The sequence below is a fragment of the Limosilactobacillus oris DSM 4864 genome (genome assembly GCF_001434465.1).
In the GTDB taxonomy this organism is placed as follows: Bacteria; Bacillota; Bacilli; order Lactobacillales; family Lactobacillaceae; genus Limosilactobacillus; species Limosilactobacillus oris.
The window spans coordinates 1-26234 of the sequence record NZ_AZGE01000007.1; the positions used below are offsets into that span (position 1 = coordinate 1).

General features: G+C 50.5%; 22 protein-coding genes. 14 read left to right on the plus strand and 8 right to left on the minus strand.

Features of this window, described 5'->3' with window-relative positions; genetic code table 11:
• The first annotated feature begins 163 nt into the window (after positions 1-163).
• A complete protein-coding gene (locus FC49_RS04300) occupies positions 164-3997 on the plus strand; it encodes a KxYKxGKxW signal peptide domain-containing protein (protein ID WP_056984381.1) in 3834 nt (1277 codons plus the stop codon).
• Positions 3998-4167: 170 nt separating this feature from the next.
• Positions 4168-5055, plus strand: coding sequence for a 3-hydroxyacyl-CoA dehydrogenase (locus FC49_RS04305; RefSeq protein WP_003715980.1), 888 nt, complete (start codon positions 4168-4170; stop codon positions 5053-5055).
• A gap of 139 nt (positions 5056-5194) precedes the next feature.
• On the opposite strand, the gene FC49_RS04310 is transcribed toward FC49_RS04305, so the two are convergent.
• Complete coding sequence (locus tag FC49_RS04310; protein ID WP_056984382.1) at positions 5195-6463, minus strand: oligosaccharide MFS transporter; 1269 nt, start codon at positions 6461-6463, stop codon at positions 5195-5197.
• An 18-nt stretch (positions 6464-6481) separates the two neighbouring features.
• Positions 6482-7453 (minus strand): glycoside hydrolase family 43 protein, encoded by a 972-nt coding sequence (locus FC49_RS04315; RefSeq protein WP_056984383.1) that lies wholly within the window; start codon positions 7451-7453, stop codon positions 6482-6484.
• A 350-nt stretch (positions 7454-7803) separates the two neighbouring features.
• Between FC49_RS04315 and FC49_RS04320 the strand changes: the two genes are divergently transcribed.
• From FC49_RS04320 to FC49_RS04350, 7 genes are all read left to right on the plus strand, one after another.
• Positions 7804-8694 (plus strand): ArsR/SmtB family transcription factor, encoded by an 891-nt coding sequence (locus FC49_RS04320; protein ID WP_003716026.1) that lies wholly within the window; start codon positions 7804-7806, stop codon positions 8692-8694.
• Between the two features lie 81 nt (positions 8695-8775).
• Positions 8776-10380 carry a xylulokinase gene (locus tag FC49_RS04325; RefSeq protein ID WP_004564511.1) on the plus strand — a complete coding sequence of 535 codons (1605 nt, stop codon included), beginning with the start codon at positions 8776-8778 and terminating at the stop codon, positions 10378-10380.
• A gap of 17 nt (positions 10381-10397) precedes the next feature.
• Positions 10398-11129, plus strand: coding sequence for an L-ribulose-5-phosphate 4-epimerase (locus tag FC49_RS04330; protein ID WP_003711408.1), 732 nt, complete (start codon positions 10398-10400; stop codon positions 11127-11129).
• Between the two features lie 88 nt (positions 11130-11217).
• Complete coding sequence (locus tag FC49_RS04335; RefSeq protein WP_003715972.1) at positions 11218-12297, plus strand: GntR family transcriptional regulator; 1080 nt, start codon at positions 11218-11220, stop codon at positions 12295-12297.
• Between the two features lie 322 nt (positions 12298-12619).
• Complete coding sequence (locus tag FC49_RS04340) at positions 12620-13978, plus strand: sugar porter family MFS transporter (protein ID WP_056984384.1); 1359 nt, start codon at positions 12620-12622, stop codon at positions 13976-13978.
• 197 nt (positions 13979-14175) lie between these two features.
• Positions 14176-15600, plus strand: coding sequence for an L-arabinose isomerase (gene araA, locus FC49_RS04345; RefSeq protein ID WP_056984385.1), 1425 nt, complete (start codon positions 14176-14178; stop codon positions 15598-15600).
• 141 nt (positions 15601-15741) lie between these two features.
• Positions 15742-16068 carry a hypothetical protein gene (locus FC49_RS04350; protein ID WP_056984386.1) on the plus strand — a complete coding sequence of 109 codons (327 nt, stop codon included), beginning with the start codon at positions 15742-15744 and terminating at the stop codon, positions 16066-16068.
• A gap of 116 nt (positions 16069-16184) precedes the next feature.
• Here the strand turns inward: FC49_RS04350 and FC49_RS04355 are convergent, their stop codons facing one another.
• From FC49_RS04355 to FC49_RS04375, 5 genes are all read right to left on the minus strand, one after another.
• Positions 16185-17027 (minus strand): aldo/keto reductase, encoded by an 843-nt coding sequence (locus FC49_RS04355; protein WP_056984387.1) that lies wholly within the window; start codon positions 17025-17027, stop codon positions 16185-16187.
• Between the two features lie 102 nt (positions 17028-17129).
• The gene (locus FC49_RS04360) at positions 17130-17621 is read right to left on the minus strand and encodes a universal stress protein (RefSeq protein ID WP_003716066.1); all 492 of its coding nucleotides are present in this window, start codon (positions 17619-17621) and stop codon (positions 17130-17132) included.
• A 64-nt stretch (positions 17622-17685) separates the two neighbouring features.
• Complete coding sequence (locus FC49_RS04365; protein ID WP_003715985.1) at positions 17686-17979, minus strand: hypothetical protein; 294 nt, start codon at positions 17977-17979, stop codon at positions 17686-17688.
• 302 nt (positions 17980-18281) lie between these two features.
• A complete protein-coding gene (locus FC49_RS04370) occupies positions 18282-19586 on the minus strand; it encodes a replication-associated recombination protein A (protein ID WP_004564501.1) in 1305 nt (434 codons plus the stop codon).
• On the minus strand, positions 19583-20071 hold the full coding sequence (locus tag FC49_RS04375) for a YueI family protein (protein WP_004564504.1): 489 nt from the start codon (positions 20069-20071) through the stop codon (positions 19583-19585). Before FC49_RS04375 ends, FC49_RS04370 begins: the two co-directional genes overlap by 4 nt.
• A 95-nt stretch (positions 20072-20166) precedes the next feature.
• Between FC49_RS04375 and yaaA the strand changes: the two genes are divergently transcribed.
• The 5 genes from yaaA (at position 20167) to FC49_RS04400 (ending at position 25338) form a co-directional block, all read left to right on the plus strand.
• A complete protein-coding gene (yaaA, locus tag FC49_RS04380; protein ID WP_003716113.1) occupies positions 20167-20910 on the plus strand; it encodes a peroxide stress protein YaaA in 744 nt (247 codons plus the stop codon).
• Positions 20911-21195: 285 nt separating this feature from the next.
• Positions 21196-22392, plus strand: coding sequence for an NAD(P) transhydrogenase subunit alpha (locus FC49_RS04385; protein WP_003716031.1), 1197 nt, complete (start codon positions 21196-21198; stop codon positions 22390-22392).
• A 17-nt stretch (positions 22393-22409) separates the two neighbouring features.
• Positions 22410-22742, plus strand: a complete 333-nt coding sequence (locus tag FC49_RS04390; protein ID WP_003715970.1) for an NAD(P) transhydrogenase subunit alpha part 2 — start codon at positions 22410-22412, stop codon at positions 22740-22742.
• Positions 22742-24157, plus strand: coding sequence for an NAD(P)(+) transhydrogenase (Re/Si-specific) subunit beta (locus FC49_RS04395; RefSeq protein WP_003711402.1), 1416 nt, complete (start codon positions 22742-22744; stop codon positions 24155-24157). Before FC49_RS04390 ends, FC49_RS04395 begins: the two co-directional genes overlap by 1 nt.
• A gap of 275 nt (positions 24158-24432) precedes the next feature.
• Positions 24433-25338, plus strand: a complete 906-nt coding sequence (locus FC49_RS04400) for a hypothetical protein (protein WP_056984388.1) — start codon at positions 24433-24435, stop codon at positions 25336-25338.
• A 112-nt stretch (positions 25339-25450) separates the two neighbouring features.
• On the opposite strand, the gene rpsD is transcribed toward FC49_RS04400, so the two are convergent.
• Positions 25451-26056 (minus strand): 30S ribosomal protein S4, encoded by a 606-nt coding sequence (rpsD, locus tag FC49_RS04405; protein ID WP_003715925.1) that lies wholly within the window; start codon positions 26054-26056, stop codon positions 25451-25453.
• Positions 26057-26234: the final 178 nt, after the last annotated feature.

The window sequence follows — 26234 nt, forward strand, 5'->3', positions numbered from 1 at the left end:
TCATCAGTACTTCTTGACGAAGAGCCATTATTTCTCAGCCGCTTTTTGAATTAAAAAAAGTCACGTTTAATGCACCGTGCTGCCATTGAATGAAGCGTGGATTTAATCGATTGGGCTAGAATAGAAGGTGCTATTTTACTTCGGAGATTGGGAGATTTTTTTAATGGCAAAAGAACATAAGAAACTATATAAAGCCGGTAAGAACTGGCTGGTCGCAACTCTGTTTGCGGTCGCTGCCGGGACTGCCTTGGCAACGACTTCGGTTCATGCGGATACGACTGAGCAAGGCCAGCCTGTTGCAACTGATACAGTGACTGGCCAATTGACAGCTAACAATTCTGTAACTGTACAGTCAGTGGCTACTAATAGCTCGGTCAATGGTAGTTATGATGGTTACCCAACTGTTAATGGTTCGGTTTCTGACTGGCTAGATACTCAGAACACGAATGCGTCGACTGCAGAAGAACAGCAAAAAGTGGTTGCTGCTCGGCAAGTAGCCATTAAACAAGACCAAGAGCAGGTTGGACAGCAGCAGGAAACATATGATAGTGCTAATAGAAATTATCAAAGTGCGCAAGCTTCTTATAACCATTCGCTAAAGTTTGCTCGAGAAAATGAATACTCACTATACAAAAGCTCGTATGACGAAGCTAATCAGGAGTATCAGAAATTAAGCGCTGAAATACAACCCGCTAATAGAAGTGCAAAAGAGGAACGTTTTAAGCAACTTACCCAGTTGCTAAATAATATTGATCCTAAATTGTTAGCAGATGATTATTTAACTCATTATCGGGCTGATCTACAGTACTACCTAAAAGTTGCTGAAGAAGACCACCATGATATGACTAGGTATCACAAAACTGAAGATCAATACGATGAGTGGAAGAATCTAAAAGTAAATTTAGCTAATTTAGATAAAGATTATCAACAGGCAAAAACAAATTATGAATTTGCCAAGAAACAGTTGGATCAAGAAGTTGTATGGCTAAATAACGAAAAAGAATTTAACGATTACTTCACGTACACTAAAGATGGGAAAACACTTTGGAATTCACTAACAGAGGCTAAGAATGAGTTAGATTCGGCTCAGTTACTGTTACAGCAGTACCAACAGCGATTAACGAATGATCAAGCTAAACTAAAAAAGGAACAAAATCACCTTAACCAGTTGATGAATTATCAACCAGTAAAACTGGTGGTTCAATACCTAAATCCTCAAGGCCAAGTCATCGCTACCCAGACTTTCACTGGGAAGTCTGGTGACCCGGTAGCACCGGGATTTGTCCACGCACCAGCTGGTTACCAATTTGACCCGAGCGATAACTCATGGAAGAGCTGGCGGTTTGGTGACGATGATGATACGATTCAGATTTACGTTACTCCAACGAGCAGCATTCCCGACACACCAACTACTGATGACCAGCAGTACACGGTCAAAATCGACTTTATCAATATGCAAGAGGAAGTCATTGGTACGCAAACGGTTACTGGGAAGGCAGGGACACGCTTTAACCTGAACCCACCAGCCGGTTATATGTTCGATACCAGTGACGAATCAATGTATGATAACAAGATTCCTAATCAGGACTTCCATATGTCAATCGTTGTTTACCCGGTCAATAACCACACCGTTGACCTCAGCCAAAACAATGGCTGGCTTGACAGTTACTCCGCGCAAAATGGCAAGCTCCATTTAGTAGGCTGGCACGTTTCTTCCGCTAGTGCCGACTACCAGTACCCGTACATCATCGTGCTGGACAATGGTCGGGAGGTTGGCCGGGCCCAAGCGCAGTTGGTTGACCGTCCCGACGTTGACCGCCTCTATCCGAATACCAACGGACGTCAGGCGGCTGGCTTTATCGCTGACGTGGACATCCCAACCTACGCCTACGGGGACCGTCTGACTGTGATCGCCCGCTTTAGCAATGACCCGGCCGGTAATGGTCAGTACCAGGATTACTACTTCAACAACCTTAACCCGGTCACCGACCTGAATGCCAATAAGGCCAGCCTGGATGGCTACCATTTGAGCACTAACTCACGGAATGGTAATATCCAGCTGAACGTTGTCGGCTGGCACGCCGCGGGCCGGAGTGTGACCGAAGGCAGTCACTGGCTGATCCTCTTTGATAACACCACCAATTCCGAAATTCAGCGGGTCAAGCTCTCAAATGCTGATAATTACGTTGTCAGCCGTCCCGACGTTGCCCACGCCTTTCCGGGAATTGCCAACAGTGGTCAATCCGGCTTTGACGGCACTTTTACCCTGTCCCGTGCCGAATTGGGTCACAACCTTTCCGTGATTGCCCGCTACTCCGATGATGCCGTTAACGGGGAGGGCAACCGGACCGACTGCTGGCTGGCTGTTCCCCGCTTAGTCAACAGCCAGGTCAATGCCGGCTGGGTTGACAACTACCATGCGGAGCGCGGTACTAACGGGACCGGGATCGACCTCGTCGTTTCCGGCTGGCACGTTGCGGGGAATAGCCTTACCCAGCCTTACCACTGGGTCATTCTCTACGATAACGATACCCACCAGGAAGTTGTCCGGATGCCAATCAAGGGCCAGGCCAGTGACTTCTACGGGAACTCGCACTTTGCAACCCAACCGATCCTCCGGCCTGACGTTGCGCGTCAGTACCAAAATGTCCTCGATAGTAATCGGTCCGGTTTTGAGGCCCGGTTTGCCCTCCTTCAAAGCACGAGCCAGCATTCACTGAGCATTATCTCTCGTTACTCTGATGATGCTACTAACGGTGAAGGTAATCACACCGACTACTGGATGCCGGCAATGCGGCTCGACCAGGGAAATCACGCTAACTTAGATAATATTTCTCTTAGCGGCAACCAGCTTCATGTTAGCGGTTGGCACGCCACCAACCAGATGGGAACTGATGAGCACGTGATCATCCTGTATGATGCCACCCAGCACCGGGAACTTGGTCGGCAAACTGTTGCCCGCCTGGCCCGTCCTGACGTTGCGAAGGCTTTCCCAACGATTTATAACGCTGCCGATTCAGGCTTCAGTGCTGCTTTTGATTTTCAACCAGAAATGGCCCACGACCAGATTCAAATCATCAGCCGCTGGACTTCCGCTGGCAATGAGAACAGCGACTATGTCGACTACTGGTTCGCACCGCAACTGCTAGTTAGTGACCAGAGCAACCGGGCCAGCCTGGATGGCTTTAGTCTTAACGATGGTCAACTGACCGCGACCGGCTGGCACGCTTCTAACCAGGCCCTTGGCAAGCAATACCACTACGTCATCCTCTTCGACCAAACAGCGGGTCACGAGGTTAGCCGGGTGGAAACGCCGCTGGTACAACGTCCTGACGTCGCCCGGGCCTTCCCGACAATCCTGAATGCTGGGGAGTCCGGCTTCAACGTCAACTTTGCCTTTGATCCGGCCCAGCTTGATGGACACCGGCTCGCAATTGTTAGTCGCTGGACTACTGACCCGGCCGGTAACGGCAATGCGACGGACTACTGGTTTGCCCCGCAGACGTTCACGGTGGCCCAACCAACTTCCCGGGCTGTCCGGGGGACCGGTGATGGGGTCGGTGCGCTCGACAAGTGGGCGGTCTTCGTCAACCCGGCCCTGGGCTACGATAATCCGAACCGGATTTGCTTCTTTGCTAGTGGCTGGCACGCCAGCAATGCCGCGACTGGCCGCCCGTACCACGACATCATGCTAATTGACAATACGACCGGTCAGCAGGTTGGCGGTGCGGCCTACGGAAATCCAATGTTGCCTGCCCGGGACACGAGTCGCCCTGATATTGACCACCTGTATGGCAGCCAGTACCAGAATGCTGGCGAGTCGGGCTTTAAGATTAGCCTGCAGACGCCGCAGTTCACCTTTGGTCACCGTTACACCTTGATTAGCCGTTATGCTGCTAATGAGGATGGCAATGATGCCGTTCAGCAGTCCTACTACCTGGGCCAAATCAACCAGGACATGGTTAACTACGGCGATGGCAGCGACTTCTTTAATTAAAAATTAGAATGTAAGAGGGAACCTAAAGGGGCTTCCAAAGCACGGTATAGCCGGCTTTGGAAGCCCTTTGGTGTTGTTAAATAACATTTTTAGCAGCCTGTAATCGAAATTGTGGGAAACGCTTTCAAAGAATGCTAAACTAGGGATAGAGAAACTAAGGAGGCGTTGTTATGGAAATCAAGAATGTAGTAATTGCTGGCGCGGGGGTCTTAGGGAGCCAGATTGCCTTTCAAGCGGCCCGCTTTGGCTACCAGGTTAAGATTTGGAACCGGCACACCGACCGTGCTGAGCGGCGACTGGCAGCGATCAAGGAGCCCTTTATAAAGGAAACCGGCTCAACGGCGGCCGACTACCAAGCGGCGATGGACAACATCGTCAGTATTAGCAACGATTTGAAAGCAACCGTGGCGGATGCCGACCTGGTGATTGAATCCGTTTCTGAGTCAGTAGAAATCAAGAAGGCTTTCTATGAAGAACTATGCCCACTGTTGCCGGAAAAGACGATTTTGACCAGTAATTCCTCGACCTTTATCCCGAGTGAGCTGGTCGGCTTTACTGACCGGCCCGACCGTTTTGCCCACTTGCACTTTGCTAACCATATCTGGAAGCACAATGTGGCCGAAATCGTTGGCAACCCGCAAACGAAGCCGGAAGTGATTGATGACCTGGTAGCCTTTGCCCGGTCAATCAAGATGGTACCGGTAGTGCTGAAGAAGGAGCAGCACGGCTATATCATGAATGCGCTCCTGGTTCCACTCCTGAATGCCGCCATGGCACTGTGGGCAAACGGGGTTGCTGACCCGCACACGATTGATAAGGACTGGATGATTTCTAACGGTTCACCGCTGGGACCGTTTATGATCCAGGACATCGTGGGCTTGCGGACAACCTACGCGGTGGTGCTGAACCAGTATGAGCAGACCCATAATGAGCTCTTTAAGAAGATTGCTGACAAGCTAAAGCCGATGATTGACGCTGGTCACACCGGGGTTGAGGCCGGCCAGGGCTTCTATCACTACCCTAACCCTGAATACCAGGATCCAGATTTCTTTAAGTAAACTAAATTACGCCAAACAGGTAAAGAGGCTACTATTACTTTAACAAAAAAGCGCAGTACACAAAGGGGCTTCAGTGCTCGGCAAAGCCGAACTCTGAAGCCCTTTTTGAGGTGTATTTGGGGTGTAGGTGTAAAGTGGTTTAGTTCTTGGCTTCCTTAACTTCGCCGGCCTGAACAGGGTCTTCCTTAGTCAGGGTAAAGGCACAGATCAGGGTAACGACACCAACGATAATCCCTAAGATCAGGTAAGTGTGTTGGAAACCAATTTGGTCGTAGAGCTTCCCAGCAAAGGATGAGAAGAAGAAGACCGAAATTTGTTTAGCAAAGTTGGACGACAGGGCGTAAACAGTAGCGTAGAGACGGAGGTCAAAGGCTCCGGCAATGTACTTCATGATGGAAACAAGTAACAGTGGCATTTCCAGGCCGGCCAACAACCGTAAGATGATGATGAATGGCAGACTTGGGACCAGGGCAGAACCGATAATCCGGATCGTCAGGATGACCCCGTAGCAGATCAACCCGTTCCGTGAACCAATCTTGTTGATAATCCATGGCATTGGAATCATCAGCAGGAATTCCAGCGCAGTCTGGGCACTGGTCATGTAAGAGTAAGCCAGGGTTCCTTGAGCAGCGGCGTGGAAGAATGACTTGAAGAAAATAATGAATTGCTGGTCAAACACGTCGTAAATCGCGGAAGTTCCCATGTAGAACAGGGACAGAATCCAGAAGTTCCGCAGCTTAAAGATGGAACCGATTTGCTTAACGTCGAGCTTGTTGGAAGTATCTTCACCGGCAGCGGCAACGTTGTCCCAGTGAATCTTATCACTGAATACGAAGCAGCAAGTCAGAATAATAGCGGCAACGGTACATGCCCAGAAAATGGAGTTCGGGCTCCAGAGGAAGAGCCGACCGCCGACCAGGGCAGCAACGGCACCGGCCAGGGAACCACCCATCCGGGAGTGACCATATTCAAAACCGTTGGTCAAGCTGGCCCGTTGGACGTATTGTTCGATGACGGAAACCCCACCGTTCAGTACGAAGGAGAGGTAAATCCCGGTGATGATGGCCGCAAACATGCTGTTGACACCCAGCAGGGGCTTAAAGAGCCATTGGAAGTAAGGGCCGATTAAAATCATGGCCGCGGCAATCGTGATTACCAGGTTCTTCTTCATTACCAAGCGGTCGGAAATAATCCCGAAGATTGGTTGGAAAATCAGGGAGATCCCGGACATCATGGAGAAGACCATCCCGGCCTCGACCCCGTTGAAGTGCGCTTGTTGCTCTAACCAGAGGGTCAGGTAGCCGAAGACGATTGCCCAGGTAAAGAAGTAGCTAAAGTGGGTGACTGGGAAGCCCCAGAAATCCTTGCTCCGGTGCTTTTGTGGAGCGTTATTTTGTGCGTTATCCAAAATCAACAGTCCTTTCTATTATTTGTAGTTGTATGGAACCGGCTTGCCAAATTCAGGAACCCCGTTTTCGTCGTAAGTGAAAGGCTTGACGATGGTGTGGCGGTTCGGGTCGTACAGGGGATCACCCTTAATATCGGTGTAGTTCCGGCAGTGGTAAACCATCAGGTCGGTCTTGCCATCTTCAGCAACCGTGAATGAGTTGTGGCCGGGACCAAATTGGTCGTGGTCAATGTCACTTTGGAAAACCGGCGTCTTTGACTTGGACCAGTTGGCGGCGTCTAAGACATCGGCGTCATCGTCACAAGTCAGCATTCCCATCGCGTAGTTTTCGTCGGTGGCACTGGCGGAGTAGGTCAGGAAGAGGCGACCATTGCGATGGAGTACTGCAGGACCTTCGTTAACCCAGAAGACTTTGGTTTCCCAGTCGTATTCCGGCTTACTCAGCATGGCCGGCTTAGTCTTGAGCGTCCATGGGTTTTCCATTTCCGCAATGTAGAGGTTGGAGTTCCCTTTAATGTCAGGATCTTTTTGAGCCCAAACGTAGTAGAGCTTGCCGTTCAGCTCGAAGGTCGTGGCGTCCAGGGAGAACGAATCCATCGGCGTCTTGACTTGGCCGCGTTCGATCCAGTCCTCTTCTTTCCCCATTGGGTTGTCCTGGTCACATTCAATGCAGAACATCCGGTGCTGGAACATCCCGTTTTCGTCGAAGGCCGTCGTTTCAGCAGCAGCAAAGTAGACGAACCACTTGCCATCGATATAGTGAAGTTCTGGTGCCCAGATGAGTTGGCTCATTGGTCCCTCGTCATGCTTGCGCCAAATCGTCCGTGGGGCGGCATGGGCTAGGCCCTCGATTGTCCGTGCCCGCCGAATTTCAATCCGGTTGTAGGCTGGCACCGAAGCGGTAAAGTAGTAGTAGCCATCGGTGTGCCGATAGATGTATGGATCCGCCCGCTGGATGATCAGCGGGGCGGTGTAGTTGATTTCTGCCATTAGAAATCCTCCTCAAAACAGATAATTGATTTTACAAGCATAAGATACCGTCAGAAGAAAGGGGTTTCAAGACGTTGCCGATAATTTATTGAACAAATTTTGCTAAACTCAACAATTTGATTGACAGTTTCTTGTAACCGGTGTCATAATTAGTGAAAAAGATAACTAAAAAGTTGGCTAAAAAAGCAAAAATGGGTCAAACTAAGCAAGTTAGCCTAGTTTGTGGGAAACTGGACTGCTTCTTAACGGCGGTATTAAAGAATTTATTATTGAAAATGCTTAGTTATCAGCATTTTGTAGCTTCGTTACGTTAATATTAACTTTTTAGTTTGGATAAGGAGGAGAAAAGGGTGGAAACTACCATTTCACAGGACTATTTAGATGTGTATAAGGCACTTGCCAGCCCCGTGCGGTTAGAAATTATCCAATTATTGTCGAAGGAACAGCTCAGCATCGAGGAGTTGGCCGCACACTTGGGGCTGAGTGCGACCATTACCGCCCGCCACCTGAAAAAACTGGCAAAGGCGGAAATTATTCAATTTAACCAGGTCGGTCACAAGAAGGTTGCCAAAATTAAGGTAGATAAAATTAACATTGCCTTTCCAAAGACCATTTATGAACTCTTCAATGTTTATAAAACCGAGGTTCCGGTAGGCCAGTTTACGAACTTCTCCGTCAAACCCTCGTGCGGGATGGCGGGCCGCACCGACTACATCGGCAAGGTCGACAACCCATCCTACTTCATGGATCCGCACCGGATGGAAGCGGGGATGGTCTGGTTCAATGATGGTTACCTTGAATACCAGCTGCCCAACCACCTCAAGGACAGTGACCACCTCCAGATGATTGATATCGTGGCAGAACTCGGGAGTGAATTTCCCTTTTCTAATAATAATTGGCCGTCCGATATCACGGTATCCGTGAACGGGACTGAGCTGGGCTTTTGGACCTCACCGGGGGATTTTTCGGATGTCCGAGGAAAGTACACACCGGCCTGGGTGCCGAATAACGTCAACCAGTATGGCCTGCAAAAGACTTTCCGGATTACCGACCACGGTACTTACCTGGATGGGCAACCCTGGTCACCGGTCTCACTGGCGGACCTGAGTTATGATCCGGATCGCTTTGTCCTCCGTTTTGAGGTCAAGAAGACGGCCACCCATAAAGGGGGTTGTACCATTTACGGCCAGGGCTTTGGCAACTTTCGGGAGAGCCTGCAAATGAAATTATTTTACAGTTAACTAATAAATTAGTTTGATTTGTACGGACAAATATTTTACAATATGGGTGTTGAAGATTGAATTACAAGGGAGGCTATTCCTGTGAATAACAGTGCCATTAAAGAAAAAATTGAAAGCGCCAACACTGCTTTGGGAATCGAATTAGGTTCGACCCGGATCAAAGCGGTCTTGGTAACCGATGACTACCAAGTCGTTGCTTCTGGGGACTTCGTTTGGGAAAACGAGCTGCATGACAACATCTGGACCTACCCGTTGGAAAAGGTCTGGAAGGGAATCCAGACCAGCTATGCTAACTTGGCCGCCAGCGTAAGTGAGGAATACGGGCTCAAGCTGACGAGGATCGGTTCGATCGGAATCAGTGCCATGATGCACGGCTACATGCCGTTTGACAAGGACGGCAACCTGCTTGTACCGTTCCGGACTTGGCGGAACAACATTACCGGCGAGGCAGCTGAAAAGCTGACGAAGCTGTTTAACTTCAATATTCCAGAACGGTGGAGTGTCGCCCACCTCTACCAAGCCATCCTGAACAAGGAAGACCATGTCAAGGACATTGACTTCATTACCACCTTGGACGGCTACGTTTCCTGGAAGCTCTCTGGCAACAAGAACACGGGAATCGGTGACGCTTCCGGAATGTTCCCAATTGATGAAGCGACGAAGAACTACGATGGCAAGATGCTGGAACAGTTTGCCAGTCTGCCGGAAGTTGCCCAGTACCCGTGGAATATCAGGGAGATCTTGCCGGACGTCCTCTTAGCAGGTCAGCCAGCCGGGAAACTAACCGAAGAGGGGGCCAAACTCCTCGACATTAGTGGCCAGTTGCAAGCCGGTTCTCTGATTGCACCGTCAGAAGGGGATGCCGGGACCGGGATGGTTGCTACTAACGCGGTCCGGAAGCGGACAGGAAACATTTCTGCCGGGACCTCCGCCTTTTCAATGGTGGTCCTCGACCAGAAGCTAAATAAGGTTCACCGGGACATCGACATGGTAACGACGCCGGACGGGGCGCCAGTGGCAATGGTCCACACCAACAACTGTTCGTCCGACATCAACGCCTGGGCCAGTGTCTTCAACCAGTTTGCCAAGGCTCTGGGGGTCAACTTGTCACCAAACCAGCTTTACGAAAAGCTCTTTGATACTTCCCTGCGGGGCGATCAGGACGCTGGTGGCCTGGTCAACTTTAGCTACTTGTCCGGTGAAAACATCACCAAGGTTCAGGACGGGCGGCCGATGATGGTCCGCAAGCCGGACAGCCACTTTACCCTGGCAAACATCTTTAAGGTTCAGCTCTACTCTGCCTTTGCGCCCCTTAAAATCGGGATGGACATCCTCCTCCGTGAAGAACATATCCGGACGGATGTTTTGATTGCTCAAGGGGGACTGTTCAAGACCCCGGTAGTTGCCCAACAGGTTTTGGCAGACGCCCTGAACACCCCAATTACTCTGATGAGCAATGCCGGCGAGGGTGGCCCATGGGGAATGGCTGTTTTAGCCCTCTACGCCAGTGATAACAAGGGTAAAAACCTGGCAGACTACCTGGATGACGAAGTATTTGTTGACAGCGAGAGCGCAACCCTGTACCCTGAACCTGAAAGTGTCCAGGGCTACGAAAAGTTTATCGACAACTATAAAGCAGCTTTGCCAGCAGAAATCGAAGCCGGTAAAGATATGAAGTTAAACTAAGCCAAAGGAGATTTACAATGCTAGAAGAATTAAAACAAGAAGTCTACGAAGCCAACATGAAGCTGCCTAAGTTAGGTCTGGTCACTTTTACCTGGGGGAACGTTTCCGGAATCGACCGGGAGAAGGGCTTGTTCGTTATCAAGCCGTCCGGTGTTCCGTATGAGGAATTGAAGCCTTCAGACATGGTGGTAGTCAACTTGGACGGGGAAGTGGTCGAAGGGGACCTCAACCCATCCAGTGACACCCCAACGCACACTTACCTCTACAACCACTTCCCAAAGATTGGGGGGATTGTCCACACCCACTCCCCATGGGCAGTGTCCTTTGCGGCGGCTCACATGGATATTCCAGCGATGAACACGACCCACGCTGATACCTTCTACACGGATGTGCCGGCTGCCGACGCCCTGACCAAGGAAGAAATCGAAGAGGACTACGAGGGCAACACCGGTAAGGTAATCGTTCGCTCCTTCAAGGAACGGGGCCTCGATTACGAAGCGACGCCAGCTGCCCTAGTAATGCAGCACGGGCCATTTGCCTGGGGACCAACTCCAGACAAAGCGGTCTACAATGCCAAGGTGCTGGAAGTCGTCGCCGAAGAAGACTACCACACCCTGCAGCTGACCCGGGCGGACAACCACCTGCCACAATACCTGTTGGATAAGCACTACTACCGCAAGCACGGGGCAAATGCTTACTATGGCCAAAACAACGCCCACAGCAAGGACCATGCCAAGCGGGAAAATTAACGATATTTTTTAAAATAGGATTATAGGATTAACTGAGTCGTGGACAACTGGATAGTTGGGTCACGGCTCGGTTTAGTTAGGAGACATCATGGCAACTAAGTACGAAACAGTTAAGGAAAAAATTCGCGAGGTGATTAGCTCTGGACAATACCAGCCGGGGGACCAGTTGCCAACGGAATCGGCGCTGATGAAGGAGTACCAGGTCAGTCGTTACACGATTCGCCGGGCCATGGGAGAACTCGAGAACGAGCATTACATTTACCGGATCCAAGGTGGCGGAATGTTTGTTGAGGATTGGCACAACAACCATGACCAGCCGGTTAACCAGAAGGTCATCGGGGTAGTTACGACCCACCTGGCGGACTACATTTTCCCCAGCATTATCAGCGGGATTGACCGGGCCCTCTCTAGTCAGGGCTACTCGATTCTCCTGGGCAATACCCACAACGATCACGACCAGGAACGGCTCAGCTTGCAGCGGATGCTGGATAGCAATGTCGATGGTCTGATTTTGGAGCCGACCCAAAGTGCCCGGCCGAACCCCAACCGGGACCTCTACCAGCAGATCGAAAAGTCCCGGATTCCGGCAATGTTTATTGATGCTCACTACGACGACTCGTCCCTGCCGTACATTGACTTGGCAGACCGGGAAACGGAAGCGCAGCTGGTAAACGGCCTGTTTGACAAGGGCCACGAGCGGATTTTGGGGATCTTCAAGATTGACGATATGCAGGGAGTAGGGCGCCTGCAGGGCTTCATGGATGCCTACACCGCGCACCCGGATAAGACCCTGCTGAGTGATGTGATTATGTACCAGTCCAGCGATGATGTCGCCTCCATCTTTGCCAAGCTGGCCCAGCATTTGCAAGGGACGGAACGGCCAACGGCGATTGCCTGCTACAATGACCAGCTAGCGATTCAGGTGATGGACGTTGTCCGGTCGCTGGGGATGAAAATTCCCGATGATATTAGCATTGTCGGTTTTGACGATTACTTGCTGAGCGCGTCTGTGCTGCCCGGCTTGACGACCGTCGTTCACCCGAAGAATAAGATGGGGATGGATGCCGGAAAGATGATTTTGCGTCTGATTAAGGGGGAGCAGGTTGACCCGATTGTTTACCATCCCGAGATTATTGAACGGCAGTCTGTAAAAGACCTCACAAAGTAAATTAACCACCAGACAAATATACCAATGCCGGTTGGCAATTCCGTAAAATAAGGAGTTGCTAGCCGGCATTTTTGCTGGCGTGTGTCTATTTATTCGGGAGAAGTTTTACCGCCTAAAGCGCGTCTTAATGGGATTTGTCCGGTATAGAATAAAATTGTCTGCATAATCCATCAAATTATTGTAACCGTTTTATTGACTTATACGGACAAATAACCTATACTGTGTTTGTAAGCGCTTGAAGGAAATGATTTACAGAATTATCACATGTGGTTTCTAGGTTTTGAGGTTGTTATTTGTTAAGAAAGTATAGGAGTGAACAACATTGAGGAAAGTTTCAAATGGATTTATCTATACTTTTGGGGCGTTAGGTGGTTTACTATTCGGTTACGATATTGCTTCCGTTTCTGGTGCCATTCTATTTATCCAAAAGCAGTTAAGTTTGAACTCTTGGGAACAAGGGATGGTTGTTTCGTCCGTTCTGATTGGTGCCATTCTTGGTGCGTTGGGAACGAGTAAGTTCCTTGATAAGTACGGGCGGCGGAAGCTATTGATCTGGGCCGCAATTATCTTTACGATTGGTGCCTTAGGTTCAGGATTTGCGCCAGAATACTGGACACTGTTGGTAACCCGGGTTATCTTGGGGATTGGTGTTGGGATCACCTCAGCGTTGATTCCTGCCTACCTGCACGAGTTGGCACCAAAACGGATGCACGGTGCGGTAGCGACGATGTTCCAACTGATGGTCATGATTGGGATCCTGTTGGCTTACATTTTGAACTACACCTTCCAAGGGATGTACACCGGTTGGCGTTGGATGTTGGGATTTGCTGCATTACCTGCTATTATTCTTTTCTTCGGTGCCCTTCTCCTGCCAGAAAGTCCCCGGTTCTTAGTTAAAATTGGTAAGACTGATGAAGCCCGGGCAGTTTTGATGAACACCAACAAGGGTGATGAACAAGCCGTTGACACCGCCCTAGACGAAATTCAGGTTTCCGCCAACCAAAAGCAGGGTGGCTGGAAAGAACTGTTCGGTGCTGATGTTCGGCCAGCCCTGGTTACTGGTTTAGGGGCGGCCATTTTCCAGCAGATTATCGGTTCTAACTCGGTTATCTTCTATGCACCAACCATCTTTACCAAAGTTGGTTGGGGTGTGGCTGCTGCCTTGCTGGCCCACATCGGTATCGGGATCGTTAACGTGATTGTGACGGTAGTTGCTATGCTGCTGATGGACCACGTTGACCGGAAGAAGATGCTGACCGTTGGTGCTGCCGGCATGGGTCTGTCACTGTTTGTCATGGCCGCAATCCTGAAGATGGATAGTGGTTCCCAAGTCGCTGCTTACGTCAGTGCGATTGCGCTGACCGTCTACATTGCCTTTTACGCATGTACCTGGGCACCAATTACTTGGGTTTACATTGGTGAGGTCTTCCCACTGAACATCCGTGGGTTGGGGACTTCCCTCTGTTCCGCTACGAACTGGCTGGCTGATATGGTTGTTTCCTTGACCTTCCCAACCATGCTAGCAGCGTTTGACATTGCGAATACCTTCATTATCTACGGTGTTATCTGTGTCATTTGTATCATCTTTACCAACAAGTTCTTCCTGGAAACCCGGGGGAAGTCGCTGGAAGAGATCGAAGCTTCAATGCGCAAGATGACTGCTGCTAAGAAGAAGGCATAATTTCTAGTGAAAGTGGAAGCGGGATCGGGCTGGTTTGTCTAGTCTGATTCCGCTTCTTTTACTTGTCAGCAATTTATATGATTACTTTGATTTATGTGTTGATTTATCCGTACAAATTATATATAATGTCAATGTAAGCGATTTAGCAACAAGCTATTGATTGCAAGATCATTTAAGATAAAGGAGATCTGTTCACTATGTTAAAAACTCCAGATTACGAATTTTGGTTTGCTGTTGGTAGTCAACCCCTCTATGGTCCAGAAGCCTTAGAGCAGGTTGAAAAGGATGGCCGCAAGCTGGTTGACGGTTTAAACGCCAGCGGCAAGCTGCCATACAAGGTAGTCTTTAAGTTGGTTGCCACCACTGCTGACAGCATCACAAAGTTCATGAAGGATGCTAACTACAATGACAAGGTTGCTGGGGTAATGACCTGGATGCACACCTTCTCACCAGCCAAGAACTGGATTCGGGGAACCCAGTTGCTGCAAAAGCCACTGTTGCACCTGGCAACTCAAATGCTGGACCACATCCCATTTGACACCATTGACTTTGACTACATGAACCTGAACCAGAGTGCCCATGGTGACCGTGAATACGACTACATCAACGCCCGTCTTGGCGTTCCTGAAAAGATTGTTTACGGCTGGTGGAACGACCCCGAAGTTCAAGAAGAAATCGCTGACTGGCAAAAAGTTGCGATTGCCTACGACATGAGCTTCAAGATTAAGATTGCTCGTTTCGGCGACACCATGCGGGACGTTGCCGTTACGGAAGGTGACAAAGTTGCTGCTCAGATCAAGCTGGGCTGGACCGTTGACTACTGGCCAGTAGCTGAGCTGGTTGCCGCTGTTAACGCGGTTAGCGAAGCAGAAATTGACGAACAGTACAAGCGGCTGGAAGAAAACTACGACATGGTTGAAGGCGACAACGACCACGACAAGTACGTGCACTCCGTTCGTTACCAACTGCGTGAATACTTGGGAATCAAGCACTTCCTAGACGAAAAGGGCTACGATGCCTTTACCACCAACTTCCAAGACCTGGAAGGCTTGGAACAGTTACCAGGCTTAGCCGTTCAATTGCTGATGATTGATGGTTACGGCTTCGGTGCCGAAGGGGACTTCAAGTCCGCTGGTCTTTCCCGTCTGCTGAAGATTGCGGCTGAAAACAAGGAAACGGCCTTCATGGAAGACTACACCCTGGACCTGCGTTCTGGTCACCAGGCAATTATGGGCTCCCACATGCTGGAAGTTGACCCAACCCTTGCTTCCGACAAGCCACGCGTTGAAGTTCACCCACTGGACATCGGTGACAAGGCCGACCCAGCACGGTTGGTATTCACCGGTTCAGAAGGCGAAGGAATCGACGTTACCCTGTCATACTTCGACGATGGCTACAAGTTCATTGCTTACGACGTGGACTGCGCTAAGCCAGAAAAGGAAATGCCAAACCTGCCAGTTGCTAAGCAAATGTGGACGCCAAAGTGCGGCTTAAAGAAGGGCGCTACCGCCTGGATGCACAATGGTGGTGGTCACCACACTGTTCTTTCTATGAACCTGACGATGGACCAGATGGCAACTCTTGCCAACCTGTTCGGCATCGAATTGATCGACATCAAGTAATTAACATGTTCACCCCTTATATTAAAGGCGGCCGCTTTCATGGTGGCCGCCTTTAATTATCTAATTCATCTGGAACCGCTTGCATATTTGTCCGGATAAGTATAAAATATGATTAGTAAATAAGAACTGGAGGCAGGATTAGTGAAGTTTCATAAGTTAAAACCAGTTGAGACTGATAGGCTTCAAGAAGGGGTAATTTACTACCGGCGGTGGACAAAGTTTGAAAAGGTCTTCTCCGTAGTTGGCTTCTTGCTCCTCTTTACCGGAGTGGGCATCGTTTCCGACACGATCCTGCTTGCTATGTACTTATACTGCATGGATAAGGTGGACGTATCGCCAGTGGGTGAACCGGAGAAACGTCTTCTGATTAAAAAGCACGAGTGGGATCATTACCGCTACGTTAATGGAATCGGCTACTGGCACCAACATCAGCCGCGCCGGATCAAAGCGCAGGTTAGTCATCAATAAAATAAGGAGGCAGAGAGAAAACTCGTTTTCTCTCTGCCTCCTTATTAGTTTAAAGCTAATTGTTGACTGGCAGGTCAAGTGTTGTTGAACCAGCACTTGACCAAAGCCGCTCGCGTTTACCACTTCTTATTATATTCGTAGACCAGTGCGGGTTCCTTGCCCGTCCGGTGGAAACCATTGAGGGCGTCGATCTTAGCCATTTCGTCAGCCGTTAGTTCGAAGTCATAAATATCCATGTTTTGCTCGATTCGGGCCTGGTGGACTGATTTAGGAATAAAGGCGACCCCGCTTTGCAGGTGCCACCGGAGGACCACCTGGGCAGGGGACTTATGGTGGTGGTCGCCAACTTGCTTGAGAACCGGATTAGAGAGGATGGTTCCCCGGCCCAGCGGACTCCAGGCCTGGGTCACAATACCGTGCTCACGGTCAAACTTGACCAGGGGGGCCTGGTTCAAGCGGGGGTGCCGTTCAATTTGGTTGACGACTGGCAGCTCGCTCGCCTGGGTCGCGAGGTATTGCAGGTGGATCATTTGAAAGTTGCTGACTCCGATGGACTTGGTTAGGCCCGCCTTTTTAAGGTCGATTAGGGCCTGCCAGCTATCGAAGAAGGCCCGCTCAATCGGCCAGTGGATCATCAGGAGGTTAACATAGTCAAGCTGGAGCTTATGAAGGGAATCTTTCACCGAAGCAATTGTCCGCTGGTAGCCTTGGTTTTCTTCGGCGACCTTGGTGGTCACGAATAGTTCTTCCCGGGGGACGCGCAGGTCAGCGAGGGCCTGACCAACCTCAGCTTCGTTTTGGTAGAGCTGGGCAGTGTCAAACAGCCGGTAGCCGGCCTGGTAGGCACTGGCAATCGCTGCGGAAATCGTTTGCTGGCCGGTAACTTTGTAGAGGCCGAACCCTTCTTGCGGCATTTGCTGACCATCGGCAAGGGTTAGTAAAGTGGTTTTGGAATTCACGCTGGTTCCTCCTTTTAAAATTTAAGGGTGAAATAAAAATGCTCCATATCCGCGTCGCTTATCGACAATATGAAGCATTTTTGAAGTTAAATTAATCGCTAATTAACGCTTGTTGCGCTTCTTAGGGTTAGCAATTGGCTTGTTGTCCAAATCGGTCCGAACTACCAGGACATCACAAATTGCCGTCCGGGTAACGTATTCAGTTACAGAACCAATCAGAATCCGTTCGACCGCGTTGAGCCCCGTAGCACCGATCATGATTAAGTCAGCACCCATTTCCTTAGGGACATCACGGGCGATAATGGTCTTTGGTGCACCGTATTCAATTGAGTAGTTGACGTTCTTAACGCCCTGTTTCTTGGCGTAATCGATATACTTATCCAGCGTCTTCTTGGCGGTATCCGTTACTTGTTCGACCATTGAGGTGTCAAAACTGGAAATATTTTGGAACGCCCGGGTGTCGACAACGTGCAGCAGCCGTAATTCCGCATCTTCCCCATTCCGCTTAGCAACGGCCACGGCCTTCTTGAAGGCCAGTTCAGCTTCCGCAGAGCCATCGACAGGAACCAAAATGTGCTTGTATGTTTGTGCCATAATAGTGCCTCCTTAAACTTATTTACTATTATTATACACTTTTCTACCATTGGCGGTAAAGAACCTAGTGGTACTTCGCCCGAAATTCGCTGGTGACCGCAAAGGCCATCTGGGTTTCTAAAATGCAGCCAAGGACGACCATGATTACAATAAAAGTAATGTTATCGGTCCACGCCGCGCCAACCGTGATCAGTCCCAAAATGGTTAGGATGATTCCCCAGACTTTTAATTGGCGGGCGACGAAGGGGCTGCGCGTGGGTTCAAGGATCAGGAAGTCCTTATGGAGGTGGGTCAGGAAGAAGACACCCTCAAACAGGGCAATTAGCCCGAAAAGGGTCACTAAGATTGGTAAAAGCATCGGTCGACAGTCCTTTATTTAATAATTAAGCGGCTGGTGACAAATGGCTACCATGTCACCGGCCGCTGTTATGTACGAAAACTCCGTTAGTGCCGTTAATTGTCATTCAGTGTTGACCTGTGTGTAAAACAGGTGGGACACGGCTGTCTAGTCGCCAACTACCAAGTGAAAAGGCATGTTGTAAAAGAAGACATGACACTAGTCCCAAAGTAAAAAGACTGTAAGGCAAACCTGCGTTTAGACAACGCGTACACCACAGAATTTTCAATTCTTATGTTAGCATTTTTTGGTCCGGGTGGCAATTATTTCGTCGGGTGGTGGTGACCACCGAGGGCCTGCCGCTGAGCACGCCGCAGTTGCCAGTACTGCTTGCCGAGGGCCTGCTCAAAGCGGCCGTTTTGCTTCGGCTGGAAGTACTGGGCATCTTTGATCCGGTCGGGAAGGTATTGCTGGGCCACCCAGTCTTGGGGATGATCATGGGGGAACTGATAGTCGACCCCATGGCCGAGCTTGGCGGCGCCCTTATAGTGGGCATCCTTCAGGTAGGCCGGGACATCACCGAAGCCGCCCTGCTTGACCTGGGCGAGGGCCCGGTCAATTGCGCTGATTCCAGAATTAGACTTTGGCGAGAGGCAGAGTTCGATTACCACGTCGGCAAGCGGGATTCGTGCCTCTGGCAGGCCAACCTGCTGGGCTGCCTGAACCGCGGTGACTGCCCGCTGGACTGCCGGCATATTTGCCAGGCCAATGTCTTCATAGGCGATCACCATCAATCGGCGGACGATTGAAGTGAGGTCCCCGGCTTCAATCAAACGGGCAAGGTAGTGGAGTGCGGCGTCAACATCAGAACCGCGAATTGACTTTTGAAAAGCGGAGATGACGTCGTAGTGGGCGTCCCCATCCTTGTCGGCGGTGAGGGCTTTCTTCTGCACGCTTTCTTCAATTACTGGCAGCGTCAGATGAATCTTTCCGTCAGGACCAGGGTCGGTTGACCGGGCAGCCAGCTCCAGACCATTGAGGGCACTGCGGAGATCGCCATTGGTCGCCCGAGCCAGTTGTTCTTCAGCGTTGGCTTCCAGGACGAGGGGCAGCTTCCCCAGCCCCCGCTCCTTATCGGTCAGCGCCCGGGCGATTGCCACCTTGACGTCGTCGCTGCTCAGGGGGTGAACCGGAAAAATCTGGGTTCGGCTCCGGATGGCGGGATTAATACTGATGTAGGGATTTTCCGTCGTGGCGCCGATGAGGACAATCCGCCCGCTCTCGAGGTGGGGAAGGAGGAAGTCCTGCTTGGCCTTGTCCAGGCGGTGGATTTCGTCCAGCAGGAGGATAACGGTCCCACTCATCTTGGCTTCTTCAGCCACAACTTGCAAGTCCTTCTTGCTATCCGTTGCGGCATTGAGCTTGCGGAAGGCGTACTTGGTGGAACCGGCGATGGCGCTGGCAATGCTGGTCTTTCCGGTACCCGGCGGGCCGTAGAGGATCATCGAGGAAAGCATCCGGGCTTTGACCATCCGGGCAATAATTTTGCCGGGGCCGACCAGGTGCTGCTGGCCGACAACTTCTTCAAGCGTCCGGGGCCGCATTCGATAGGCGAGTGGTTCCATCATTGTCCCTCCCGGTGAAAGAGGCGGTGGAAGAAGCCACCGGTCTCTTGCTGCTTAGTCTGCTGTTCGTTAGCCGTTCCGGTTGCGACTAGCTGGGGATAGCGTTTCTTGACGTCGACTGGACTTTGGTAAACGGCTTCTTTAGCTGCCACCACCACGGCTAGGGAGTCGGGAGCGGTTTTAAACTCAGGGTCGGTTTTCATAGTAAAACTGGCACCGGCTTGGGAAGCTGCCCGGACATAGGGGCGGATCTCCTCATGGGGGAGGTTGCCGTTTAAAAAGACTAAGTTGCCGATGCCCCGCTTGAATTCAGCGGCCATTGCGGATTCCCAATTCTGTTCGTGCAGTTCCGCCACGCTGATGGTTAGGCAGACCCGCTCCCGGAATGTTCCCAGGTAACGGCGCTGTTCGTCTGGCTTGAGCTGGGGCGTCCCGTAGATTCCGTTATCGAGCCGCTGCTCTAGTGCTGATTTTTTTTCTTCTGCCACGTTAATTCCTCCTTAGTCAGAATAATGTTTTTATTGTACCATTGAATTAGTAAATAAGCCTTGCCTGACGGCTTGAAAAGGAGGACAAAGCACTGATGAAAGTTATTATTGCGCCCGCTCGCACAATGAAGATTGATGAGGATAGTTTTCCCTACCAGGACCTGCCGGAGTTCTTGCCCGAAACTGAGCAGATTTTAGCCTGGATGCGGTCGCTGAGTTACGAAGAACTCCACCGGCTATGGTGGAATTGCAGCACTCGGCTGGCGGAGAAAAACTACCGCTGGTTGCAGGTGCTGGATTTACACCACCACCTTACGCCAGCGATCATTGCTTTTACCGGTTTGCAGTATCAGCACATGGCGCCGGACGTCTTTTCTGACCAGGGACTACGGTATATTCAGGACCACCTCCGGATCCTTTCCGGCTTCTACGGACTCCTGCGGCCTTTTGACGGAATTGTGTCGTACCGCCTGGGGATGGGCGACCGTGCTCACGTGGCCGGGACAGCGAGTCTCTACCAGTTTTGGGGGCACCGACTGGCGGATAGCTTGTACCGGGACGACCAGTTAGTGTTAGACCTTGCGTCGGTGGAATACGAACAGGCCATCCGTCCCTATGTGACTGGTGAACGACGGTTAGTCAAGTGTATTTTCGGCGAGGAGGTTGCTGGCAGGGTCAAGCAAAAGGCCACCCGAGCAAAAATGGCCCGGGGAACGATGGTGCGTTACCTTGCGGAAAACAACATTCGTGACCTAGCGGGGGTCAAAAAGTTTGCGGTCGGTGGCTACCGCTTTCGTCCCGAACTCTCTACTGCTGACAGCCTTGCGTTTACTCTTTGATTAGAAAAGAATTATTGAAGAGGTGGGGGAACTAACTCGACCTCTTTGTTATTTTAAAGCTAATTAACGAGCTGGCACGGGAGCTGTCCACCAGAGCCTGCTTGCTCATTGTGGCGTTCAGGGAGAATTCAAAGAATGGGCTAGACCAATGCGACGCACTAGCCCCTCCTTAATAAAAAGGGCTAAAAAATCACAAAAATGTCTGAAAAAGTATGATTTAAAATACAAAGTAGACTATCATTGGTAATGAAAGCGGTTGATTATTAAAGATGAGGAGGAATCAGTATGGCAATTACAATTGCAGCGCTGAAGGAAGCGCCGGCCGAACACCGGGTTTCCCTAGTGCCAAGTGTTGTTAAGAGATTGGTTAAGCAGGGCTGCCACGTGCTCATTGAAAAGGGTGCTGGGGCGGCAGCCAACTTTGCTGACCAACAGTATGAAGAGGCGGGGGCCAAGGTTGTCGACCGGGACGCCGCCTTGACGCAAGCAAACCTGGTGACGGTGGTGAACCGCCCAGACGACGGGACGCTGGACCAGCTCAAGGCAGGGCAGGTAATTTTGGGCCTGCTTTCCCTGGCAGTTGACCACGATGTTGCCAAGCAGTTAGCTGAAAAACAGGTAACGGCCCTTTCGTTTGAACTGCTGCCCCGGACGGTTTCCCGGGCACAAAGCATGGACGCTTTGAGTTCGCAGTCTTCGGTTGCTGGTTACAAGGCTGCCCTGGTTGCTGCTGACCACTTTATGCGCTACTTCCCGATGATGATTACTGCTGCTGGGACCGCTAAACCGGCAAAGGTGCTTGTCTTAGGGACTGGGGTTGCTGGTCTGCAAGCGATTGGGACCGCCAAACGGCTTGGGGCGATTGTCTCCGGCTATGACGTTCGGCCTGCTTCCCGGGGTGAGGTTGAATCACTCGGGGCTAAGTTCTTGACCAGTTCCGTTTCCGCTGCTGGCAAAGGCGGTTATGCCCGGCAGTTGACAAAGGAAGAGCAACAGCAACAGCAGGATGAACTAGCCGGCTTTATTGCCGACAGCGACATCGTGATTACGACGGCCCGGGTTCCCGGCAAGAAGCCGCCAATGCTGGTTACCGCCAAGTCCGTTGAAGAGGCCAAGCCAGGTTCGATTTTCATTGACATCGCGGCGAGTGACCTCGGTGGGAACGTTGCGGGTTCCAAGCCTGGCGAAGTAGTTGAAACGGCTAATGGCGCCAAAATTGTCGGTGCGGATAACCTGCCAAGTGACCTGGCAACCAGCTCTTCCGAGATGTACTCCAAGAACGTGCAAGCGGTTATCAAGGCCCTGCTGAATAAGGAAGGCAACATTGAAATCGACACGACTGACGATGTGATGTCCGAACTAGTTGCCACCTACCAGGGTGAAGTCATCTCGGGACGGTTACGGTCCCAGATGGGTCTCCCGGAAATCAAACAGGAAGAAAAAGAGCCTGCTGCCGATGATCAGCAGCAAGCCCAAAAATAAGAAAGGGGAGCGATTGTATGAGTGAGCAATTATATTCTAATTTAGCAATTTTTGTTTTAAGTCTCCTCGTCGGCTTTGAAGTTATGAGCAAGATCCCTGCAACCTTGCAAACGCCAATGATGTCCGGTGCTAACGCAATTCACGGGGTAGTTGTCGTGGGGGCCTTCGTAGTTGCCGCAGAAGCCAACAGTTGGGGCTTCTACATTCTGGCTTTCCTCTGTGCCTTCTTTGCGGCCGTCAACGTTGCCGGTGGTTATACGGTGACTGACCGGATGCTGGGAATGTTTGACCGCCCGCGGGGTGGTAAAGCACCCGCTAAGGATACTAAGCAGGACGGGGGTGAACAATAATGACTGGATTACAAACCTGTTCATCATTAGTTTACCTGGTTTCCGCCATCTGCTACGTTATCGGTGTCCACCTGATGCGGTCGCCGAAGACTGCCCGGAAAGGGAACGGTCTCTCCTGCTTGGGGATGGCGTTGGCGGTCGTTATGATTGTCATCACTATTATTGCCGATGGTAAGATTAATGCCGCTGGCTGGATTGCCTTGGTTGCTGGGCTGGTCCTTGGGATTCTGTATGGGGTCGTGAAGGCCCGTAAGGTCAAGATGACCGACGTTCCCCAGCTGGTTTCGCTTTTTAACGCCGTTGGTGGTGGTGCCGCGGCAACGATCGGGATTTTTGACTACCTGCAAGTTGCTAACGGAACGCACCTGGCGCTGATTTTATCCATCCCGGTTGTCCTAGATGTTATTATCGGTGGGACGACCTTCTCGGGTTCGCTGATTGCCACCGGGAAGCTGGCCGGGCACGTTTCTGGTAAGCCGATTATTTTCCCAGGCAGTCGGCTCTGCAACGCCCTCTCCATCATTGCCATGGTTGTCGGTGCGGTTTGGATGATTGGTTTCCCACAAAATTACTGGGCACTGGTTCTTGAATTAGTCGCCGCCCTGGTCTTCGGTCTCTTAATGACCTTGCCAATTGGTGGTGCCGATATGCCAGTTGTTGTTTCTCTGCTGAACGCCTTCACCGGACTAGCAGTTGCCTTTGCCGGGTTCGTCATTGATCACCAGGTTCTGATTATTGCCGGGGCCTTAGTTGGGGCCGCCGGGACGATCCTGACTTTGCAAATGGCGGAAGCGATGAACCGGTCCGTTGCTAACATCCTCGCCGGTGGTTTCGGTGGCGGTGCCAGTGATGCTGGTGCTGCCGATGACGTTCCGGTCAACGTTAAGGAAACCTCTGCCGATGACATTGGTCTTCAGCTTGCTTACGCCCATAACGTCATGATTGTTCCTGGGTATGGGTTAGCTGCTGCTCAGGCACAACACGAGGTCGCTGAACTGGCTAAACTACTGACCGACCACGGGATTAACGTTAACTACGCCATCCACCCGGTTGCCGGACGGATGCCAGGGCACATGAATGTCCTGCTGGCGGACGTTAACGTCCCGTATGAAGAGATGAAGCAGATGGATGAGGCCAACTCGATGTTTGAAAACACCGATGTTTCCCTGGTTATCGGGGCGAACGACGTTACGAACCCGATGGCCCGGAAGTCCGGCAATGCTATTTCTGGGATGCCGATTCTGGATGTAGATAAGTCCAAGTCAGTTGTCATTATCAAGCGGTCGATGCACCCTGGCTATGCTGGGATTGCTAACCCACTGTTCAGTGATGACCAGGCCCGGATGTTCTTCGCAGATGCCAAGAAGGGGCTGAAAGATATTATCGCTGCCGCAAAGCAGTACCTGGATGAATAGTAAGATAGACGGAGTGAAGAGGCTGGCTGACTGACCGGCCTCTTTGCTATTTTAAAGATAGTAATGCTGCTGGCTGGCATGTCAAATAGGCTAGCTAGGGGCAACGGGGATGGAACAACGGACTGGCTGGGCTAGTTCTGTTCACCTCCCTTTTTTTAAGACTTTAGTTATCGATTGATAGCAAAATAGTGTTATTTAAAATGTAATCCAAATCAAGAAGCCTCCATGATATAATCAATTCACTAGGGAGAAACGATTATAGGAGGATAACGCAATTGGCAAAATCGAATAATGAAAATAGTAGACAAAACTTCGGGATGTGGCTAAAAAGCCATGCTAAACTTGGCATTATTAGCGGGATGGTCGTCCTTCTCGCTATCCTGCTAGCGGTGTGGGTTGCTCATCCGCGGGTCAGCGGAACCTATTACGGTTACATTGATGGTAAGAAAAATGTCAAAATCGTGATTGAAAAAGAGGGTAAGAACAAGAAATTAGGTTACCTTCAGTATGTTTCTACAACTGATACTGGCCGGGCGATCAAGCGGTTGACAAAGGCACTTGATAGGAACGATCAAGTCATCAGTGAGCTTGCTGATAAGGACAGTACGGCTTTGGAAGCGAAGAACTTAATGAACAGTAAGCTGTATAAGGATTACTTGACTGAGGCGAAAATCCCAATGCAAGCGGTGAAGCATAAGAGGAAATGGTATCTTCAGTACCAATCCACCCTCTTCAAGGAGGCGGGTTACTCGCAAAGTGACATTAAGGACTTCACTAAGGATCTTTATGGAAATGGCACTTACAGTAAGGAAAATGAACTGGCCCCCGGTTGGAGAAAAATGACCGTCGGAACGGGTGAGAAGTACTTCCTCTTTTACCGGGGGAGCAAGGAGCCGAATAAACCGCAGGACTGGGCAGCTAAGACTGACCAAAAGAAACTTGCCAAGGAGTTGAATGAATCAGCGGATGTCTTAAATAAATTGGCTGATCTGCTGAACATGGTGGACAGCCTCAATGACATTGGGAAGCTCTTGGATACTATGGACGACGTGGACAATTCGGATAATCCGTTTGATGAAGGGGCGGCCACTGATGACAGCAGCACTGACTCGGCTGATTCGGGGCTGGATGACGTTAGCTTTATTCCTTCACTTGCTCAGCAGCGCTTAGTCTTTAATTAAATAGTAAATGAAAAAAGGAAACCACGATTGTTCGTAGGTTTCCTTTTTATGAAACAATATAAAAAACCGCCTGCAAATCGCAGACGGTTTTTGTTTGAACAAGTAATCTTGATTACTTGTTGTAGAATTCAACGATCAGAGCTTCGTCGATGTCAGCGTCCATGTCTTCACGGGCAGGAATGCGGTTCAGCTTACCTTCCAGCTTGTCGGCATCAAAGTCAACGTATGAAGGACGGGAAACAACGGCATCAACAGCGTTCTTGATGATGTCCAGGTTCTTGGACTTTTCGCGAACACCGATAACCTGGTTAACATCAACTTCGTATGAAGGGATGTCAACGCGCTTGCCATCAACGGTAATGTGACCGTGGTTAACCAGTTGACGAGCTTGACGACGGGTAGTAGCCAAACCGAGACGGTAAACCATGTTGTCCAGACGGCGTTCCAGCAATGCCATGAAGTTAGCACCGTGGGTACCTTCCTTGATCTTGCCGGCACGAACGAAGAGGTTAGCGAATTGCCGTTCAGTCATGCCGTACATGAAACGCAGCTTTTGCTTTTCCCGCAGTTGCGTACCATATTCGGAAAGTTTACCGTGGCGGTCACGACCGTGGTCACCAGGAGCGTATGGACGACGTGCTAATTCCTTACCAGTACCAGAAAGTGAAACGCCAAGACGACGTGATACACGCCAGCTTGGACCAGTATAACGAGACATAAATGAATTCCTCCAATATTTTTTCTTGGAGTAAAATAATCCGATTGTGAGCTTGACATTCGTGCAGGCTGATTTGAATTTTTCACCCTTGCAGCTGGGTTACTAAAAACACCTTGCGGCACCAGTCTGTTGACGAGCTTGCCCCTCACTGCTGCATTATTTTACACAAGGTATAGAA

Bases quoted from the DNA above. Each gene is read 5' to 3' on its own strand.
- FC49_RS04300 (WP_056984381.1), top strand. From the start codon at position 164: ATGGCAAAAGAACATAAGAAACTATATAAAGCCGGTAAGAACTGGCTG.
- FC49_RS04305 (WP_003715980.1), top strand. From the start codon at position 4,168: ATGGAAATCAAGAATGTAGTAATTGCTGGCGCGGGGGTCTTAGGGAGC.
- FC49_RS04315 (WP_056984383.1), bottom strand. From the start codon at position 7,453: ATGGCAGAAATCAACTACACCGCCCCGCTGATCATCCAGCGGGCGGAT.
- FC49_RS04330 (WP_003711408.1), top strand. From the start codon at position 10,398: ATGCTAGAAGAATTAAAACAAGAAGTCTACGAAGCCAACATGAAGCTG.
- FC49_RS04335 (WP_003715972.1), top strand. From the start codon at position 11,218: ATGGCAACTAAGTACGAAACAGTTAAGGAAAAAATTCGCGAGGTGATT.
- araA (WP_056984385.1), top strand. From the start codon at position 14,176: ATGTTAAAAACTCCAGATTACGAATTTTGGTTTGCTGTTGGTAGTCAA.
- FC49_RS04360 (WP_003716066.1), bottom strand. From the start codon at position 17,621: ATGGCACAAACATACAAGCACATTTTGGTTCCTGTCGATGGCTCTGCG.
- FC49_RS04365 (WP_003715985.1), bottom strand. From the start codon at position 17,979: ATGCTTTTACCAATCTTAGTGACCCTTTTCGGGCTAATTGCCCTGTTT.
- FC49_RS04370 (WP_004564501.1), bottom strand. From the start codon at position 19,586: ATGATGGAACCACTCGCCTATCGAATGCGGCCCCGGACGCTTGAAGAA.
- yaaA (WP_003716113.1), top strand. From the start codon at position 20,167: ATGAAAGTTATTATTGCGCCCGCTCGCACAATGAAGATTGATGAGGAT.
- FC49_RS04385 (WP_003716031.1), top strand. From the start codon at position 21,196: ATGGCAATTACAATTGCAGCGCTGAAGGAAGCGCCGGCCGAACACCGG.
- FC49_RS04390 (WP_003715970.1), top strand. From the start codon at position 22,410: ATGAGTGAGCAATTATATTCTAATTTAGCAATTTTTGTTTTAAGTCTC.
- FC49_RS04395 (WP_003711402.1), top strand. From the start codon at position 22,742: ATGACTGGATTACAAACCTGTTCATCATTAGTTTACCTGGTTTCCGCC.
- rpsD (WP_003715925.1), bottom strand. From the start codon at position 26,056: ATGTCTCGTTATACTGGTCCAAGCTGGCGTGTATCACGTCGTCTTGGC.